General features: G+C 64.2%; 16 protein-coding genes and 1 tRNA gene. 9 read left to right on the top strand and 8 right to left on the bottom strand.

Features of this window, described 5'->3' with window-relative positions; translation table 11 throughout:
• Window positions 1–61: 61 nt before the first annotated feature.
• A complete protein-coding gene (locus EUV02_RS04150) occupies window positions 62–1,210 on the bottom strand; it encodes an ATP-binding protein (RefSeq protein WP_135244932.1) in 1,149 nt (382 codons plus the stop codon).
• Window positions 1,204–1,878 carry a phosphoglycolate phosphatase gene (gene gph, locus EUV02_RS04145; protein WP_135244931.1) on the bottom strand — a complete coding sequence of 225 codons (675 nt, stop codon included), beginning with the start codon at window positions 1,876–1,878 and terminating at the stop codon, window positions 1,204–1,206. The genes EUV02_RS04150 and gph overlap by 7 nt, the downstream gene beginning before the upstream one ends.
• Before the next feature lie 59 nt (window positions 1,879–1,937).
• Between gph and glmU the strand changes: the two genes are divergently transcribed.
• From glmU to EUV02_RS04125, 4 genes are all read left to right on the top strand, one after another.
• Window positions 1,938–3,296, top strand: a complete 1,359-nt coding sequence (glmU, locus tag EUV02_RS04140) for a bifunctional UDP-N-acetylglucosamine diphosphorylase/glucosamine-1-phosphate N-acetyltransferase GlmU (RefSeq protein ID WP_135244930.1) — start codon at window positions 1,938–1,940, stop codon at window positions 3,294–3,296.
• Window positions 3,297–3,299: 3 nt separating this feature from the next.
• Window positions 3,300–5,123, top strand: a complete 1,824-nt coding sequence (glmS, locus tag EUV02_RS04135; RefSeq protein WP_135244929.1) for a glutamine--fructose-6-phosphate transaminase (isomerizing) — start codon at window positions 3,300–3,302, stop codon at window positions 5,121–5,123.
• Between the two features lie 157 nt (window positions 5,124–5,280).
• Complete coding sequence (locus tag EUV02_RS04130) at window positions 5,281–6,597, top strand: Hsp70 family protein (protein WP_135244928.1); 1,317 nt, start codon at window positions 5,281–5,283, stop codon at window positions 6,595–6,597.
• Window positions 6,598–6,651: 54 nt separating this feature from the next.
• Window positions 6,652–6,990: a hypothetical protein gene (locus EUV02_RS04125; protein ID WP_135244927.1), complete on the top strand. Its 339-nt coding sequence runs from the start codon at window positions 6,652–6,654 to the stop codon at window positions 6,988–6,990.
• 36 nt (window positions 6,991–7,026) lie between these two features.
• On the opposite strand, the gene EUV02_RS04120 is transcribed toward EUV02_RS04125, so the two are convergent.
• From EUV02_RS04120 to EUV02_RS04110, 3 genes are all read right to left on the bottom strand, one after another.
• Window positions 7,027–7,722 (bottom strand): MarC family protein, encoded by a 696-nt coding sequence (locus tag EUV02_RS04120; protein WP_166430491.1) that lies wholly within the window; start codon window positions 7,720–7,722, stop codon window positions 7,027–7,029.
• Window positions 7,723–7,753: 31 nt separating this feature from the next.
• The gene (locus tag EUV02_RS04115; RefSeq protein WP_135244925.1) at window positions 7,754–9,172 is read right to left on the bottom strand and encodes a DUF2252 domain-containing protein; all 1,419 of its coding nucleotides are present in this window, start codon (window positions 9,170–9,172) and stop codon (window positions 7,754–7,756) included.
• A 97-nt stretch (window positions 9,173–9,269) separates the two neighbouring features.
• Window positions 9,270–10,319, bottom strand: a complete 1,050-nt coding sequence (locus EUV02_RS04110) for an AraC family transcriptional regulator (protein WP_166430490.1) — start codon at window positions 10,317–10,319, stop codon at window positions 9,270–9,272.
• A gap of 100 nt (window positions 10,320–10,419) precedes the next feature.
• Here EUV02_RS04110 and EUV02_RS04105 point away from each other — a divergent pair, with 100 nt between their 5' ends.
• Together EUV02_RS04105 and EUV02_RS04100 are read left to right on the top strand one after the other, a co-directional pair.
• Window positions 10,420–11,313, top strand: coding sequence for a TauD/TfdA dioxygenase family protein (locus tag EUV02_RS04105; protein ID WP_135244923.1), 894 nt, complete (start codon window positions 10,420–10,422; stop codon window positions 11,311–11,313).
• Window positions 11,310–12,644 carry an MFS transporter gene (locus EUV02_RS04100; protein ID WP_135244922.1) on the top strand — a complete coding sequence of 445 codons (1,335 nt, stop codon included), beginning with the start codon at window positions 11,310–11,312 and terminating at the stop codon, window positions 12,642–12,644. The genes EUV02_RS04105 and EUV02_RS04100 overlap by 4 nt, the downstream gene beginning before the upstream one ends.
• Window positions 12,645–12,647: 3 nt before the next feature.
• On the opposite strand, the gene EUV02_RS04095 is transcribed toward EUV02_RS04100, so the two are convergent.
• The 3 genes from EUV02_RS04095 to EUV02_RS04085 form a co-directional block, all read right to left on the bottom strand.
• Window positions 12,648–13,820, bottom strand: a complete 1,173-nt coding sequence (locus tag EUV02_RS04095; RefSeq protein WP_135244921.1) for an acetyl-CoA C-acyltransferase — start codon at window positions 13,818–13,820, stop codon at window positions 12,648–12,650.
• A 108-nt stretch (window positions 13,821–13,928) separates the two neighbouring features.
• Complete coding sequence (locus tag EUV02_RS04090; RefSeq protein WP_135244920.1) at window positions 13,929–14,726, bottom strand: thioesterase family protein; 798 nt, start codon at window positions 14,724–14,726, stop codon at window positions 13,929–13,931.
• Between the two features lie 77 nt (window positions 14,727–14,803).
• Window positions 14,804–14,880, bottom strand: a tRNA-Pro gene (locus EUV02_RS04085).
• 383 nt (window positions 14,881–15,263) lie between these two features.
• On the opposite strand from EUV02_RS04085, the gene EUV02_RS04080 reads away from it, so the two are divergent.
• The 3 genes from EUV02_RS04080 (at window position 15,264) to EUV02_RS04075 (ending at window position 17,228) form a co-directional block, all read left to right on the top strand.
• Window positions 15,264–15,827 carry a hypothetical protein gene (locus EUV02_RS04080; RefSeq protein WP_135244919.1) on the top strand — a complete coding sequence of 188 codons (564 nt, stop codon included), beginning with the start codon at window positions 15,264–15,266 and terminating at the stop codon, window positions 15,825–15,827.
• Between the two features lie 209 nt (window positions 15,828–16,036).
• Complete coding sequence (locus EUV02_RS16105) at window positions 16,037–16,351, top strand: DUF6626 family protein (RefSeq protein WP_424022170.1); 315 nt, start codon at window positions 16,037–16,039, stop codon at window positions 16,349–16,351.
• A 400-nt stretch (window positions 16,352–16,751) separates the two neighbouring features.
• Window positions 16,752–17,228 (top strand): hypothetical protein, encoded by a 477-nt coding sequence (locus EUV02_RS04075; RefSeq protein ID WP_135244918.1) that lies wholly within the window; start codon window positions 16,752–16,754, stop codon window positions 17,226–17,228.
• The last annotated feature ends 110 nt before the right edge of the window (window positions 17,229–17,338 follow it).

The following is a 17,338-nucleotide window of genomic DNA, read 5'->3' as shown; positions in this document are numbered from 1 at the left end:
TGTGGCTTATGTTACACTTATATGTCAGTTTGATGACAGAGTGCGGGGGCAGCCAATAAGGTCATGCGACCGCGGGCAGCGTAAACGATACACGCGTGCCCTGCCCGACTTCGCTGGTGATTTCGAGCACGCCGCGATGGCGTTCGATAATATGCTTGGCAATCGCCAGCCCGAGCCCGGTGCCGCCGAGCGACCGCGAACGGCTGGTATCGACGCGGTAGAAACGCTCGGTCAGCCGCGGCAGAAACTCGGGCGGGATGCCCTCGCCCTGGTCGGTGACACTGATGCGGACGCGCGGGGTTTCGCCCGGCTCATGCTGCACGGCGACGGCAATCGGCGTGCCGGTGCGGCCGTATTTCTGCGCGTTCGAGATCAGATTGTGCAGCACTTGCAGGATCTGGTCGCGGTCGGCGATGACGTCGGGCAGGTCGGCAGGCAAGTCGATGTGCAGCTGGCGCTCGTCCGATTCGAGCCGCATCGCCAGCGTTCGCGCCACATCGGCGACCAGCGGCGCCAGCGGTGTCGCGGTCTGCGGCCGGACATATTTATCGAGCTCGATGCGGCTCAGCGACAGCAGGTCGTCGATCAGTCGCGCCATGCGCCCGGCCTCGCTCGCCATGATGTCGAGGAAGCGCTGGCGCGCCACCGTGTCATCGGCCGCCGGGCCCTGCAGCGTTTCGATGAAGCCCATCAGCGTGGCCAGCGGCGTCCGCAATTCATGGCTGGCGTTGGCGACGAAATCGACCCGCATGCGCTCGGTCAGCCGCGCCTGCGTCACATCGGCGAAGGTGACGAGGATGCGCCCAGCTCCGGCGCTGACCGCGCGGACGCGGTAGGCGCCTTCGGCCGCACCGATGCCGTTGATTTCGTTGCTGACCGCCGTGGTAGAGGTCGCGGCCTCGGCGATGATGTCAAGAATGGCCGGATGCCGCAGCGACAGCCGCAAGTCGGCGCCGGTCAGTTGCGTCCCGAAAATGTCACGCGCCGCGTCGTTCGACGCCAGAATGCGCAGATTGGCATCGACCAGCAGCGACGGGTCACCCAGCGCTTCGATATCGACAATCGACGGCGACACCGCGGGTGCCGGCAGACGTGGCAGCGGCAGCGGGGGTGGCGCCTCGGCTGCTGCACCGATGCCGGCCCGGTAGCCGGCATAGCCGATGCCGCCGCCCGCCAGCAGCAGCCCGATCAGTTCGACTGCCCCTACCACGGCCGCCGGCGCAGCAGTGGCAGCAGCGCGTCATAATGATCGATCACGGCATCGGCGCCGAGGTCGGCAGGCGCAATATCGGCAAAACCGAAGCTGACGACGACGACGGGCACCCGCGCCGCCCGCGCTGCCGCGACATCGACCGACGAATCGCCGACGAAAACGCTGCTGTCGGCGGCGCCACCGGCTGCCTCGATGGTGCCGAGCACATGCGCGGCATCGGGCTTGCGGACGCTTAGGCTGTCGCCGCCGAGGATCGCCGCGAAGCGCCGGTCCCAGCCCATCGCACCGATCAGCCGCCGCGCCAGCGCTTCGGGCTTGTTGGTGCAGACCGCTGTCACGACGCCCGCGTCGGCCAGCTCATCGAGCGCCGCCTCGACCCCGGCATAGGGCTGCGAACCGTCGGCGATATGGTCGGCATAATAGCGCAGGAAATACGGCACCGCCTCCTCGACCAGCGCCGGATCATCCTCGCCGGCGAGCGCCAGCCCGCGCTGGATCAGTGCCCGCGCGCCGTGGCCGACGAGGTGGCGCACGGTGTCGGGATCGACCTCGGGCCGCGCGTAGCGGCGCAGCACATGGTTGAGCGATGCGCACAGATCGGCGCTGGTATCGACGAGCGTGCCATCAAGGTCGAAGACCAATGTGCGGGGATATGCGTGAACCATGGCCTTAGGTCGTTCGGCGCGCTGGAAAAGGCAAGCTGGTTGTGGCAGAGGCAGCGATGATGACCAACCAGCCCGTCGCCGCCATCATCCTTGCCGCCGGGCGCGGCACGCGCATGAAATCCGACCTCCACAAGGTTTTGCACCCGCTCGCCGGTCGGCCGATGCTGTTGCACCTGCTCGCCAGCGTCGATGCGCTCGAACCGGCGGCGAAGGTCGTGGTGGTCGGAGCGCAGCGCGAACAGGTCGAGGCGGCGGTCGCGGGCACCGGTACGACGATTGCCGTGCAGGACCCGCAGCACGGCACCGCGCACGCCGTCCAGCAGGCCGAAACCGCGCTCAAGGGCTTCGACGGCGACGTGCTGATCCTCTACGGCGATGTGCCGCTGGTTTCGACCGCGACCATGGCGGCGATGCTCGGGCAGTTGGATGACGCGACCGCAGTGGTGGTGCTCGGCTTCCGGCCTGACGACGCCGCCGCCTATGGCCGCATCGAGGCCGATGCGACGGGCCGCATCGCCAAGATGGTCGAATTCAAGGATGCGTCGCCCGCCGAACGCGCCATCACGCTGTGCAATTCGGGGCTGATGGCGGTGCGCTCTGCCGATTTGTGGCCGCTGCTGGCGCGAGTCGGTAACGACAATGCTGCCAAGGAATATTACCTCCCCGACATCGTCGGGCTGGCGACCAGCGACGGCAAGCGCGCCATCGTCATCGAAACCACCCCCGAGGAAGTCGCCGGCATCAACTCGCGCGCCGAACTCGCGGGCGTCGAGGCGGCGTGGCAGGCGGTGCGCCGCCGCCAGATGATGGACAACGGCGTCACGCTGATCGCGCCCGAAACGGTGTGGTTCGCGTTCGATACCGAAATCGGCCGCGACGTGACGATCGAGCCCAATGTATTCTTCGGCCCCGGCGTGCGCATCGCCGACGGCGCGACAGTGCACGCGTTCAGCCATATCAGCGGCGCCACCATTGGCACCGACGCCGAAGTCGGGCCGTTCGTGCGGCTGCGCCCGGGTGCCGAACTCGGCGCCAACACCAAGGTTGGCAACTTCGTCGAAATCAAGAAGGCGAAACTCGGCGACGGCGCCAAGGCCAGCCACCTGACCTACCTCGGCGATGCCGATATCGGCGCCGGTGCCAACATCGGCGCGGGCACGATCACCTGCAACTATGACGGCTACTTCAAATACCGCACCGTCATCGGCGCGGGCGCGTTCATCGGCTCGAACAGCGCACTGGTCGCCCCCGTGACCATCGGCGCTGGTGCGATTGTCGGTGCCGGCAGCGTCATCACCCGCGATGTCGAGGCCGATGCGCTGGCGACCGCACGCGGCGACCAGGCGACGAAGCCCGGCTGGGCGGCGCGCTTCCGCGCGGCGCAAACGGCAAAGAAATCCTCCGGCAAGAAAGCCTGACCCATGTGCGGCATTATCGGCATCCTCGGTTCCAGCGATGTCAGCGACCGCCTGATCGAAGGGCTGCGCCGGCTCGAATACCGCGGCTATGATTCGGCGGGTATCGCCACCATCCATGACGGCATCATCGATCGCCGCCGTGCCGAGGGCAAGCTCAACAACCTCGTCGCGCGATTGGCGGCAGACCCCCTGCCCGGCCACACCGGCATCGCGCACACGCGCTGGGCGACGCACGGCGCGCCGACCGAGGACAATGCGCATCCGCACACCGCGGGTGATGTCACCATCGTCCACAACGGCATTATCGAGAACTTCAAGCCGCTGCGCGACGAGCTCATCGCCGACGGCCGCAAGTTCCTCAGCCAGACCGACACCGAAGTCGTCGCGCACCTGCTGGCGCGCGAGATCGAACGCGGCGTCGCCCCGCGCGCGGCGGTCGCCAACGTGCTGCCGCGCCTGCACGGCGCGTTCGCGCTCGCCATCATGTTCCGCAACGAACCCGACCTGCTGATCGGCGCGCGTCTCGGTGCGCCGCTGACCATCGGCTACGGCGACGGCGAAAACTACCTCGGCTCGGACGCGCTGGCGCTGGCGTCGCTGACGCAGCGCATCGCCTATCTCGAAGAAGGCGACTGGGCCGCGGTCAGCCGCGGCAGCGTCGAAATCTTCGACCGCGACAACAAGCCGGTCAAGCGCCCGATCACCATTTCGGGCGTGTCGGGCGCGATGATCGACAAGGGCAACTACCGCCATTTCATGCTCAAGGAGATCCACGAGCAGCCGGTCGTCGTCGCGCAGACGCTGCAATCCTACCTCCGCCCCGTCGAGGAGCAGGTCGCACTGCCGCAGATGGACTTCGACCTGTCCACCGTCGAACGCGTCGTCATCGTCGCCTGCGGCACCGCATCGTATGTCGGCATGGTCGGCAAATACTGGATCGAAAGCCTGGCGCGACTGCCCGTTGAAGTCGATTTCGCCTCCGAATTCCGCTACCGCGAACCCGTCCTCGACGGCCGCATCCTCGGCGTCGTCATCTCGCAGTCGGGCGAAACCGCCGACACGCTGGCCGCGCTGCGCCACATGAAGGCGAACGGCGTCACCACCGCCGGAATCATCAACGTGCCGACCAGTTCGATGGCGCGCGAAGTCGATTTGCTGATGCCGACCCACGCCGGCCCCGAAATCGGCGTCGCCTCGACCAAGGCGTTCACCTGCCAACTCGCGGTCATGGCGGCACTCGCGGCGAATCTGGCGCGGGCCCGCGGCAAGCTGACGCCCGAAGCCGAGCGCTACATCGTCCACCAGCTCACCGAAGCGCCCGCCGCGATGAACGCCGCGCTGGCCTGCGACGAGGCGATTGCCGCGGTCGCCAAGACCATCTCGACAGCACGCGACGTGCTCTATCTCGGCCGTGGGCCCGAATATCCGATGGCACTCGAAGGCGCGCTGAAACTCAAGGAAATCAGCTACATCCACGCCGAAGGTTATGCGTCAGGTGAAATGAAGCACGGCCCGATCGCGCTGATCGACGAGAACGTCCCGCTGATCGTGCTGGCGCCTGCCGGCCCGCTGTTCGACAAGACCGTGTCGAACATGCAGGAAGCCCAGGCGCGCGGCGCGCAGGTCGTGCTGATCTCGGATGCGGAGGGCATCGCGCAGGCGGGCGACAACTGCATCGCCACCATCGAAATGCCCAAGGTCGCGCCGCTGATCGCGCCTTTGGTCTATGCTGTACCGATCCAGCTGCTCGCCTACCACGTCGCCGTCGCCAAGGGGACCGACGTCGATCAGCCCCGCAACCTCGCAAAAAGCGTTACAGTAGAGTAGCTTGACGCGCTTTTCTTAGAATTTAGTGGCGACCAATCAAGGCGACATTTCCGTCACTTTCGATAACTAGAGCGCAATACTGCCGCCATTCTTGGGTTGGCATTGCCGGGGCATTTGTGACAAAGGCGCGGGCCGCGTTGCACCGATTGGAACCTTGATGCCTGCCCAGACCGGACCGCGCGTGCTTGGGCTCGACTTCGGCACGACCAACAGCGTTGTCGCGCTTGGCGTGGGCGGCGGCGAACCGCATCTGATCAACTTCGCCGCGCCCGGCGGCTCCAGCGTTGACGTCTTCCGCTCGGCGCTGTGCTTCTGGCAGGATGAGGCGGTTTCCGGTGGCCAGTCGGTCGAGGCCGGGCCTTGGGCGATTGCCGAATACCTCGCCTTCCCGCAGGATAGCCGCTTCATCCAGTCGTTCAAGTCGGTCGCCGCCAGCACCAATTTCGAGCACGCGTCGATCTTCGAACGCCGCTTCCGCTTCGAGGAGCTGGGGCGCATCTTCCTTGACCGGCTGCGACGTCACGCCGGTGATGCGCTGGGAACGCGCCCCGACCGCGTCATCGTCGGCCGCCCCGTGGTCTATGCCGGTGCCAGCCCCAATCCGCGGCTGGCACGCCAGCGCTATGACCTGATGTTCGGCGGGTTCGGCAGCGAGATCCACTATGTCCACGAACCGCTCGGCGCTGCCTTCACCTATGCCGCGCGGCTCGACGGCGCCGCGACCGTGCTCGTCGCCGATTTCGGCGGCGGCACCAGCGACTTTTCGGTGGTGCGTGTCGGTGAGCCCGGCACGGCGCGGCGCTGCACACCGCTGGGCCAGGCGGGTATCGGCATTGCCGGCGACCGCTTCGACTATCGCATCGTCGATCACCTCGTGCTGCCGTTGCTCGGCAAGGGCGGGACTTACCGGTCGTTCGGCAAGATGCTCGACATTCCCGCCAATTATTTCAGCGACTTCGGCAACTGGTCGCGGCTCGCGCTGATGCGCAACCGCCGCACCATGGCCGAACTCGCGCAGCTCGAGCATGCCGCCACCGACCGCGCCGCGATCAGCCGCTTCATTTCGGTCATCGAAAACGAACTCGGCTTCCCGCTCTATGATGCCGTCGCCCGCCTCAAGCGCACGCTGTCGACCGACACTGCCGCGCGCTTCAGCTTCAGCGGCGGCGGGCTGGCCATCGATGAACCGGTCAGCCGCACCGACTTTGAAGCCTGGATCGCCCCCGACCTCGCCGAAATCGATGCCACCATCACCCGCGCGCTCGATTCCGCCGGCACCACTGCTGCCGCCATCGACCGCGTTTTCCTGACCGGTGGTTCCTCGTTGATCCCCGCCGTCCGGCAGCTGTTCGACGGCCGCTTCGGCGCCGACCGCATCGCCGCCGGCGACGAACTCACCTCGATCGCCAACGGCCTCGCATTGATCGGCGCGCAGCCCGATGTCGGGGCCTGGGCGGTTGGCGACGACGCGTAGACGGCGGCGGGCCACAGGCGCTACAGCGGGGCAACAGGCAATTCAGGCAGACCCATGGCCCGCAAGCATTCGAAGTATGACTCCTACGACGATACCGACCGCGAGGAAGCCGCGCCGGCAGTAGCGCCGACGTGCTGGCTGTGCGGACGGCCGACCGGCACGACCATCGTCTGGCACCATCCCGTGCCCAAAAGCCGCGGCGGCCGCGATGTCGTGCCGATGCACCCGATCTGCCAGCAGACACTGATCGCCAATTTCACCAATTCCGAATTGCAGCGCCACGGCATGGATGTGCAGGGCCTACTCGACAATCCGGCGGTGCGGAAGTTTGTCGATTGGGTGGCGAAGAAGGAACCCGACTTCACCGCGACGCTGACCAAGAAGCAGCGCTGACGTTGTTGCGCCCTGCCCTGTTTTCGTACCGCGCCGTCAGAGCGCCACGATAACCTTGATCGAGTTCTGGATAATCTGCAGGCCGAGCGCGACCTGAACGACTGCCAGCACCGCGCCGATGATCGGCAGGACAATGCTCAGTAGCGGCAGGATGCGTTTGGCGGCGATCATGACGAGAAGGTTTAGGCCCATGATCGCCAGCAAAATCGCCCCGACTTTCAACCGGCCGGCCAGATCGGGGCTCACCGCGAGAAATACCACCAGCGCCGCGATACCATAGGGCGTGACGATCGTCGGGAATGCCAGCGGCGACATCGCCACCTTGAGCGACGGCGGCGGGCCGGCGGCGCTATCGTCATGCGTCGCCGGCGGCAGGAACTGCTGCATCACCGAAACTATCGCGGTGAGGAACAGGATGATGCCCCCCGACAGCGCCAGCACCGGCAAGGGAATGCCGAAATTGCGCAGCAAATGTTCGCCCAGGATGGCCGCGAGCAGCAGCGCGGCGCTGGCGAACAGCGTCGCGCGAAACGCGATCCGGCGAGTCAGCGCCGGATCGGCCGTGCGGGTGAGGCTGGCGAACGGGCCGATGATTTTGATCGGCCCGAGCATCAGGAACAGGAAGGTAAAGACCTGCATGACCGGAAAGGCGCGCACCCGCGCAATGCCGGTGGCAGCGGCGCCCATGGTGCTGCCGGCAACGTCGCCGCCTGCCGCACCGGCCAGCAACATGCCCGCACCCATCATACCGGCGGCGAGCATATCAACCCAGCGCCGTTTCCAGCGCGCCGGGCATCGTGTCGCTGACCAGCTTGCCCGTCCGGATGGCGGTGACGAATGCCGTATAGTCACGCTCGACCTGGTCGGCATAGCCTTCGGCATAGTCGCCGATGGCCTCGTCGAAGGCGTCGCTTTTGCCGAGGTAGCCGGCAATCTGCGCGGCGTCGCCGGCCTTGTCGTGCGCGCGCGCCAGCCCGAGGCCGCAGAGCTTGGCATAGCTGCGCATGATTGCCGGTGATTGCGTTTCGATCATCGGCGCGACCTTCATGTCGCGGAGCTGGCGGACATAAAATTCATAGCCGCCGCCCGACCCTGTCGCCCAGCCGAGGAAAATGTCGCTCGCCGCCTGCATCAGCCGCTGCCCGAGCACGACGCGGTGGCCGTTGTGCCCGGCATGTCTGGCGGCGCGCACCGCCTTGGGCACATAGGGCTCAAGCACCGACGGCCGCGCTTCCTTGATCTGCAGGAATAGCGGATCGTCGGGATCGGCGAGGAGCAGCGCGATGAAACAGCGCGTCCCGACACTGCCGACGCCGACAACCTTCAGAGCCAGGTCGACGAAATGATAGCGGTCGTAGAGCATCTGCCGTTCTTCGGGCAGCGTCGCGCGGTAGTCTTCGAGAAATTTGATCACGACATTGCGCGACAGGTCGCGGTCATCGGGGTGATAGATCAGCGGTGGCTCGTCGAAGATATGCACCTTGCCGCCGTCGCTGCTGACCAGCTTGGCGAAGACGTTTTCGTGCGTGCGCTCCTGCGCGGCGGATTCAAGTGCCTCGATGCGGCTGACGGCTTCGACATCATCGCCGGCAATCTTCTTGATATCTTCGAACGAGATGCGCGAGTACCAGGCCTCGAGCACGCCGGCGTCGACGCGTTCAAGCATCGACTCGCGGTAGGCGCGGACCATGCGCACGGTGATGCGGCGGGCGTCGGCGGCCTTGAAGCCACGCCAGCGTGCCGCGACGACGAAGCTGGCGGCGAGCCGCTTGATGTCCCATTCGAACGGCGCTGGCAGCGTTTCATCGAAGTCGTTGATGTCGAACGCCAGGGTGCGTTCGGGCGTGGCGAAACCGCCGAAGTTCATCAGGTGGCAATCACCGCAAGCCTGGACGATGATACCGCTGTGCGGCGTGCCGGCCAGGTCATGCGCCTGCAGGCCGGCGGTGCCGCGGAAGAATGCGAACGCCGATTGGGACATGCGACCGTGGCGCACCGGCAGCAAGTTTTCCAGCCGGCCCTTGTTCTGCGCCTTGATCAGCTTGACGATATCGCGGTCGGGGTCGGAACCGATGATGACCTTGCCATGGGCGTCGCGGGGGCAATTTACCCGAAGGGTTTTGCCGGCAGTGCGGCGCTCCTCCTTGGAGCGGATGCGCTTCGATGCGGGAGTTTTTGCCATGGCCGCATTCCCTTTCTGAAACGATATCCAATGATTAAACTACGCTCGTTACATCTGTACAATAGTTAATATCCATCCGGCAGGCCACGCAGGCCCACTACAACGTTCCATTTTTCAACGACGTCACCCCGCGCTTCGACCGCCGTTCACTGACGGCTTCGGCGTTTGGTTGGCGGTGGCGCCACCGCGAAAACGCGCTAAGGCTGGCATAGCCGAGCAGGCCGGCAATATCGGTCAGCGACCGTGAACCATCGGCGAGATAGGTTTCGACCAGTGCGCGCCTGCTGGCGTCGAGAATTTGCGTGAAACTGGTGCCGTGCGCCGCGAGTTGGCGGTGCAACGTCCGCCGGTTGGTGCCAAGGTCGCTGGCGACGCGGGCAATTGTGGCATGGCCGGTCGGCAATAGCGACGTCACCAGTTCCTGCGTCGCGCGCACCGGATCGCGCCCCCGGCCGCCTGTCCACACCGTCAGATGGCGCGCCAGCTGTGCCGCCGCCAGCGGGTCGGCCTGCGGCAGTACCGCATCGAGCGCACGCGTCGCCACGACGACGCCGTCGAAATCCTGCGAAAAGCGCGGGGTCACCCCGAACAGCCGGCGGTGCGTCGCAACATCGGCCGGGGCGCGATGCATGAAATGCACCGATTCGGGGATGAAGGCGCCGTCGCTCAGCCGCCGCAGCATGCGCATCGTCGCGGCCAGCGCCAGTTCGGCAAGCTGCTCCATCTGCGCCGGTTCACCCTGCTGCAGCACGATGCGCAGGATCGACACCTCACCGGCGCTTTCAACCTGCAGCGACAGCGCTTCGTTGTGCATCGCAATCGACGGCGCCATCGTTGCGATCGCCTGCCGCATCGTCGGCTGCTCGCGCGCCAGCAACCCCAGCGGGCCGAGATTGGCGAGGCTGCGCTTTTCGGCGAGCAGCAGCCCGAAATCGCGTCGCTGCGTGCGTTCCGCCGACGCGGTCAGCAGCCGGCCAACCTGCGGCACCGGAATACGCAGGTCGGGGTCATGGAGACAGGCGAGCGGCAGTCCCGCGGCGGCGACCATGCGTACCGGATCGAGTCCCAGCGTCCGCGCCAGGTCGGCATAGCCCGACAGCGCGGCACTGCGCACCAGCGGCACACGGGTTGAGGGCGTTTGCGGCATGGCCCGAACTATCAAATGCATGGCCCCAAATGTCAAACACCGGTGTCAGCGCAAGCGTATGAGAGGCAACATCAATAAACACATGCCAAGGGGACCGATCATGCACCGCGAAGGTTTGGAAGCTGTCAGCAAGCTCGTGCTCAACCGCCCTGCCCCGTATGAGGCAATTTCGGTGCGGCCGCTGACGCCGGTCATCGGCGCCGAAATCGAAGGCGTCGACCTGTCGGGAGAACTGTCGAACCACCAGTTCGACGAAGTCCATCGCGCGCTGCTCGAACACCATGTCATCGTGTTCCGCGACCAGCACCTCAGCGGCGAGGACCACAAACGCTTTGCCCGGCGCTTCGGCGCGCTGCACGTCCACCCGCTGCAGCGCATGAAGGGCGGCGACATCGAGCGGCTGGAGATTGTCGCCGACGCCGAATCGAAGTTCGTCGCCGGCGAAGGCTGGCACACCGATGTCACCTGCGACGCCGAGCCGCCGATGGGGTCGCTGCTCTACCTCCCCGAAACCCCCGAAATCGGCGGCCAGAACGGCTTCGGCGGCGATACGCTGTTCGCCAACACCCACCTCGCCTATGAAATGCTGTCGGCGCCGATGCAGGCGATGCTCGAAGGGCTGACCGCTGTCCATGACGGTGCGATTCCGTGGATCCAGGGCTATGGCTATGCGCCGCAGGGCCAGGAATTCGCCAAGAACGAACACCCCATCGTCGTCCGCCACCCCGAAACCGGCCGCAAGCTGCTGTATGTCAATCGCGGCTTCACTTCGCACATCCCGCAGTTGGCGCGGTTTGAAAGCAACGCGCTGCTCGAAATGCTCTACCGCGTCATCGAAACCCAGCCGGCGCTGAGCTGCCGCGTCCGCTGGACACCGAACACACTGGTTTTCTGGGATAATCGCTGCACGCAGCACCACGCGGTCTGGGATTACTTCCCGCTCAGCCGTTCCGGCCACCGCGTCTCGATCGTCGGCACGCGTCCGGTCGCATGAGCGTACCTGCGGCGCTGCGCCCGCCCCTGCTCGCCGGCTATGCCAGCGGCGGCATCGCTGCCGGCGTGTCGGCGATGGTGCCGAGCGTGCTGCTGCTGTATTTCATGACGCAGATCCTGGTGCTGCCGGTCGGGCTGGCGTCGATCGCCATCCTGCTGCCCAAGGCGGTGATCATCTTCTTCGACCCGTACATCGGCCGCCGCTCCGACCAGAGCCGGTCGCGCTGGGGCCGGCGGGCGCCGTTCATGGCGGCGGGCGCGCTGCTGTGCACGCTGAGCTTCACGGCGCTGTTCTGCCTGCCGCGGCTGGCGACCGACGCTGCGACCTTCGTCGCGGTCAGCGCCGCCTATCTCGCGGCGTCGCTGGCGTGGAGCATGTTCGGCGTGCCGTGGACGGCGCTGCCCGCCGAAATCACCCCCGCCCCCACCGAGCGCGCGCGCCTGCTCGGCTGGCGGATGATGTTCGTGTTTGGCGGGATGATATTGGGCGCCGCCGGCGGGCCGGTGCTGGTGGCGAAGTTGGGCGGCGGCGCACCGGGCTATGTCGGCATGGCGCTGACCATAGCGCCGGTGCTTGCCATCTCGATGTCGGTCACGGCGTACACCGCACGCCGGGTGGCGCGCTCGGCAGTCGCACCACCGCCGGCAGCGCCGGTTGCGATGCGTGCCGCGCTGCCGGTCATCGCGCGGTTTGCGCCCTTCGCGGTGACGCTCGGCCTCAACCTGCTCGCGGTCATCGGGATGAGCGCGTTTATGTCGGGCGCGCCCTATTTCATCGTGCAGGGGCTGGGCCGCAGTGAAGTCGATGTCGCGGCGCTCCTTGTCGCGCAGCTCGCCGCGTCGTTTGTGTCGATGCCGGCCTGGGGGCGGCTGCTGCCACGGCTCGGCTTTCCGGTGACGCTGACAGCAGCGCTCGGCAGCGGCATCGGCGGCGCGTTGCTGGTCGCGCTTGGCGCGCACGACGGCGGCTGGCCGCTGGTGCTCGGCGGCGGCGCGCTGTTCGGCATCGGCGCGGGCGGCATCCAGATCACCGGGCTCGCCGGGCTGACCGAAGCCATCGACCGGCTGACCGAACAGCAGGGCGTGGCGCTCGGCGGCACGATGACCGGGCTGTGGACCGCCAGCGAACGCATCGGCTACGCGCTCGGCCCCGCCGTCGTCGCCGGCATATTGGCGTCGGGCGGCTTTGTCAGCGGCGCCGGGCGCGCGCTGCAATCGCCCGACGCGCTTGCGACGTGCCGGATGGTGATGCTGTACGGTGCCGCACCGGCGTTTGCCGTCGCCGCCGCACTGGCGTTGACGGCACCCGCCTATCGCCGGCTGGCGCGCTGAGCTCTAGCTGTAGATTTCAAACAGCCCGGCGCCGCCCTGCCCGCCACCGATGCACATGGTGACGACGCCCCACTTTGCCTTGCGGCGGCGGCCTTCCTGCAGGATGTGGCCGGTCAGTCGCGCGCCGGTCATGCCGAACGGGTGGCCGATGGCGATCGAGCCGCCGTTGACGTTGTACTTTGCCGGATCGATGCCGAGCTTGTCGCGGCTGTAGAGGCACTGGCTGGCAAACGCCTCGTTGAGTTCCCACAGGTCGATGTCATCGACGGTCAACCCCTGGCGCTTGAGCAGCTTGGGGATGGCGAACACCGGGCCGATGCCCATTTCGTCGGGCTCGCAGCCCGCCGCCGCCCAGGACACGAAGCGGCCGAGCGGCTCGAGACCGCGGCGTTCGGCTTCCTTGGCTTCCATCAGCACCACCGCAGCGGCGCCGTCCGATAGCTGGCTGGCGTTGCCGGCGGTGATGAACTTGTCCGGCCCCATCACCGGCGCGAGCTTTGCCAGCCCTTCGAGCGTCGTGTCGGGGCGATTGCATTCGTCGCGGTCGACGGTGACATCGACGATGCTTTCTTCCTTGGTCTCTTTGTTGACGACCTTCATTTTGGTCGCCATCGGCACGATCTCATCCTTGAACAGGCCGGCCTGTTGCGCGGCCGCCATGCGCTGCTGCGATTCGAGCGAATAGGCATCCTGCGCTTCGCGGCTGACGCCGTAGCGCTTGGCGACGATGTCGGCGGTGTCGATCATCGCCATGAAGATGGCGGGCGCGATTTTCACCAGTTCGGGATCGATCGCCTCGCGCGGCATGCCGCCACCGGGAATCGAGATGCTTTCGACACCGCCGGCGACGACGCAATCGGCACCGTCACCGCGGATGTGGTTCGCCGCCATCGCGATCGACTGCAGCCCCGACGAGCAGAAGCGGTTGATCGACACACCCGCGGTCGTCACCGGCATGCCGGCGAGCAGCGCCACCTGGCGGCCGATGTTGGCAGCGCCGTGCGCGTTGTTGCCCATGTAGCAATCTTCGATGAAATCGGCTTCGACGCCCGACTTGGCGACGGCATGCTTCACAGCATGCGCGCCCAGCGTCATCGGCGGGGTAATATTGAACCCGCCGCGACCCGACTTCGCCAGCCCGGTGCGGGCGTAGGAAACAATGACAGCTTCACGCATCTGCTATGTGCCTTCTGTTGGAAGAGGGATGAAACGGGGTGACTATACACCCGTAAAATCGCCGGTCTACTGGCAGAGCACGACTTGCGCAGTCCCGCCGCTGCCGTTTCAAATGAAGACGACGACGTTCTGGCGCGCCACCAGCACCGCTTCGCCGCGGTCGTTCCACATCGTCATCGCCTGCGTCGAATAGCCGTTGCCAGCGCTGTCGGCGACGCTGTGCAGCAGCCACCAGCCGCTGTCGCTGTGCGGGGCATCAACGAGTAGGTCGACCGACCAGGTCGCGGTGCTGAACGGCGCGCGTTCGGGGAACAGCACCAGTGCCGCCGCCGGAAGCGCATCGGCGAGCGCCACCAGCCCTGAAACGCTGTCGCGCGCGCCGATGTCGCGGTGGCGCATCCACAACATCATTTCGGGCTTTTCACCCGGCGAGAACGGCCGCGCCCCGCCCGCCAGCCGGCTTTCGAAATGCACCGCGAATGCCGGCCCCATGCCGCCCCGGAAGAATTCAGCGCAGGCTTCAGGCGCCGGCACCTCGGGTGCGGGCAATGCGTCATAGGTCAGCCGCGACGGCCGCGCGGCGCCGAAGCACAGCAGTGCACGTGTCGCGATACCATCGTCGCCCGCCAGATCGACACCGATGTAGGTGGCCGATTTGCCGCGCCGCAGTACGGTGGGAGTCGCATGCAACTGCCCTGCCGCCGGGCCGATAAACGCGAACTGCGCCGACCGCAGCGGCGGCAGGTTAGCGGCCGCCAGACCGGCCGCCTCGACACACAGCGCCGCCGTCAGCCCGCCATAGGCGGTACGGCCCTGCGCCCAGTCAGCGGGGATGTCGATATGCAGCCGCCCGTCGCGCGCTTGCGCGCCGGCCAGCAGTTGCGTGTAGGGAATGGTGTCGCTCATGCCGATTGCCATGCCGCAACGACGGCACCAGCTACAAGCCGCAAATCATGGCTGCGTGGCGATTGGGATTTTTTGAATGGTCGGGGAGACAAGATTCGAACTTGCGACCCTCTGGTCCCAAACCAGATGCGCTACCAGGCTGCGCCACTCCCCGAACAGAGTTTCCCCTACGGGAACACCAAGGTAAGGGCAAGGACAATGCGCGCGATCCTGCCACTGCCGGTCACCGATGACATGTGGTGGACAGAGAAATCCCGAACTATCCCCGAACTTTGTTCTCCTTTCGATCCCAATGTCAGCAAGGAACGGAAAGTACGACACACGTCGGGGTGTCCCAGGGGTCACCCAGATGAAACTACCAGGGGTTCGTCCGGAACCGTGGCGGGCTCCTGAAGCGGTCACGCGCCGTTTTGGTCGGCACCGCAATACAGTTAACGGTGTGGCCCGTGCACATTTCGGCGTCTGACTAAATACATTCGGATTACGGCGTAAGACCTTCGTTATCCGGCTACTGAATAATCCCATTAGGAGAACGAATTGAAACCTACCCGAGAAAACTTCCGACAATTTTTCGAGCAATTTGATGCAACTCACGTGTTCACGCTCAAGCCAAATCATCCCGGTCGACCGCGTGGTTTGCGTCCGATGCGGATCGAGCCGAAAACGGGAGAGGTGTCACCGGTAACGCAAATCGTACCCGGGAAGTATCTAATGGCGCCGACAATTGGCATTGTCCGCCTTTCATCGCTGTTTATGCGACTGATGGTCTATTTTAACCGCCGGGTGCTCGGCAGCCATTACCACCGACCGTCACGCATCGACGATCGGATCACGGCGGTCGCAGTCGTCGAGGGGTTGCCTGACGCGGGCCATCTCCATGGAATGTTCAAGGTGCCTCAAAAATATTGGACCCGTGTCACCGACGCATTTCCTGCATCAAGTGACGATGCTCGCCCCGATCCTTGGTCAAGGATATCACCAGGCGGCACGTACGAGGTAAATCTTCTCAGAGACGCAAGCGAGTGGGCAGACTACATCACGAAAGAATCCTGGCGCCCGGACTTCAGCGAAAAAATATTGTTTTACCCCCAGTTGGTATAAATCTGGCGATACCGACAATTGTTGACCGGGCTGCATTCAGCAGGAACAATAGTCGATTCGAATATTGCAGTTCACAAATATATCCATCATTACGATTTTGGGTAAAGTATTATTAATGCCAAATTTGCAAATGAAAATATAAAGAAGCTGATGTTACATGCAAATTATAAATAGTGTTAGCGTACATCATACACGAAAACAGGAGTTCAATGGATTTAAATGATATTTACAATGAGTTACATTGTCGCGGATTGTGTAAAAATCAAATTGACTTTTCAATCAATTGGCTCGGCCGTTCGTCTGGATATTTCGCATGGATGCGGTCAACGCAAGTGAAATGCTGCAATGTGTCTTTGCAACTTCTCGCAGAGCGTCTCCAAAAGATTTCAGATCATCTACGAAATCCTCTGCCAACGGAAGCCGACATTAGAACGATAATAGCTCTCAGATCGCTTCGGGAAGACGCCCTGATGCTCGCGAAACTCGACCATGCCGGCCGTCCGCTGGCCGCATCGCCGCAGTAAGCGGTTGCTTCGGATACCATTGGCAGAATAGCCGGCCAATTACAAAGGAGACATAAATTGAATTGGAACGATTTTTTCATTGAGGTCTACAAAAGGCTTTTAGCGCGTGACGATTTGTCGCCATCATTTCGCCAGCAATTGATCGACAAATTGTCAGCCAGGATAGGTTAAGTCAGATACACGCTGATAGATAGATTGTGCTGTTGTTCGCTTCCTTCATTCAATGATCGAAGTTTCTGGCAGGCCGGTTCTGCGATGTGGCCGAAACCGAATCTTTGCGAATTCATGTGGAACGGAAGAAAGATATAGATTTCGTGAAATGCGATCCGCTAACATAGGTTCATGACCTATCTAGAAAGGATAATTTATGTCATTAAGCACAAAGCAAATATCTCGCGTTATGAATATTGAATTCGCAAATAGAACGGAGATCGGACTCTGCGTATGGTCGTGCCACGATACCTACGAACATATTCCGGAGCTTTTCTTCGACTATGAGGACGTTCTAGCAACAGCAGCACTCGTGCTTGACGGGTGGTCGGTGGTAAGCGCCGCATCGGTCGTTCATCATTCGTTGGTGTATGCTGTCCCCGTGGTATTCGGACAAGACCGTGGTCTTCCTGACTTTGCAGACCCGGTAGGCCGACTGGAGATGTTTCAAGTCCGGCTGCCAGATGGCACCATCTGGGCGATTATGGCCGACAACGACATGCTGCGAAGACCAAGGGGCATACCTGTTGATGACAAGAAGTATGGTGCATGTGCCACGCGAGGATTGACCCGGTCTGACGAAGACATTTTTACGCGGGTTGCCAATCTGCTCACACGTATCGAACTCCCCCGGTCACAGCTTTGGCCCACTAGCGAAGCGGCATAGAGGACGTCCCATCTATTGCCCGTTAGAATGAATTGCCTTCGCCGGCGTCGTGAAATCTGCGCCGGCGAACGCATATTCGGATTCCGGCAAAATTGGCCGGGTGGGCAGAA

Source organism: Glacieibacterium arshaanense (assembly GCF_004681125.1).
GTDB lineage: Bacteria > Pseudomonadota > Alphaproteobacteria > Sphingomonadales > Sphingomonadaceae > Polymorphobacter_A > Polymorphobacter_A arshaanense.
This window is presented reverse-complemented; position numbering and strand designations above follow the sequence as displayed.

Excerpts from the sequence above, each read along its gene's own strand:
- EUV02_RS04095 (WP_135244921.1), bottom strand. The coding sequence starts at position 13,820 with ATGCGTGAAGCTGTCATTGTTTCCTACGCCCGCACCGGGCTGGCGAAG.
- EUV02_RS04110 (WP_166430490.1), bottom strand. The coding sequence starts at position 10,319 with ATGCCGCAAACGCCCTCAACCCGTGTGCCGCTGGTGCGCAGTGCCGCG.
- EUV02_RS04130 (WP_135244928.1), top strand. The coding sequence starts at position 5,281 with ATGCCTGCCCAGACCGGACCGCGCGTGCTTGGGCTCGACTTCGGCACG.
- EUV02_RS04075 (WP_135244918.1), top strand. The coding sequence starts at position 16,752 with ATGAATATTGAATTCGCAAATAGAACGGAGATCGGACTCTGCGTATGG.
- gph (WP_135244931.1), bottom strand. The coding sequence starts at position 1,878 with ATGGTTCACGCATATCCCCGCACATTGGTCTTCGACCTTGATGGCACG.
- EUV02_RS04105 (WP_135244923.1), top strand. The coding sequence starts at position 10,420 with ATGCACCGCGAAGGTTTGGAAGCTGTCAGCAAGCTCGTGCTCAACCGC.
- EUV02_RS04115 (WP_135244925.1), bottom strand. The coding sequence starts at position 9,172 with ATGGCAAAAACTCCCGCATCGAAGCGCATCCGCTCCAAGGAGGAGCGC.
- EUV02_RS04090 (WP_135244920.1), bottom strand. The coding sequence starts at position 14,726 with ATGAGCGACACCATTCCCTACACGCAACTGCTGGCCGGCGCGCAAGCG.
- EUV02_RS04120 (WP_166430491.1), bottom strand. The coding sequence starts at position 7,722 with ATGTTGCTGGCCGGTGCGGCAGGCGGCGACGTTGCCGGCAGCACCATG.
- EUV02_RS16105 (WP_424022170.1), top strand. The coding sequence starts at position 16,037 with ATGGATTTAAATGATATTTACAATGAGTTACATTGTCGCGGATTGTGT.
- EUV02_RS04125 (WP_135244927.1), top strand. The coding sequence starts at position 6,652 with ATGGCCCGCAAGCATTCGAAGTATGACTCCTACGACGATACCGACCGC.
- glmU (WP_135244930.1), top strand. The coding sequence starts at position 1,938 with ATGACCAACCAGCCCGTCGCCGCCATCATCCTTGCCGCCGGGCGCGGC.
- EUV02_RS04100 (WP_135244922.1), top strand. The coding sequence starts at position 11,310 with ATGAGCGTACCTGCGGCGCTGCGCCCGCCCCTGCTCGCCGGCTATGCC.
- glmS (WP_135244929.1), top strand. The coding sequence starts at position 3,300 with ATGTGCGGCATTATCGGCATCCTCGGTTCCAGCGATGTCAGCGACCGC.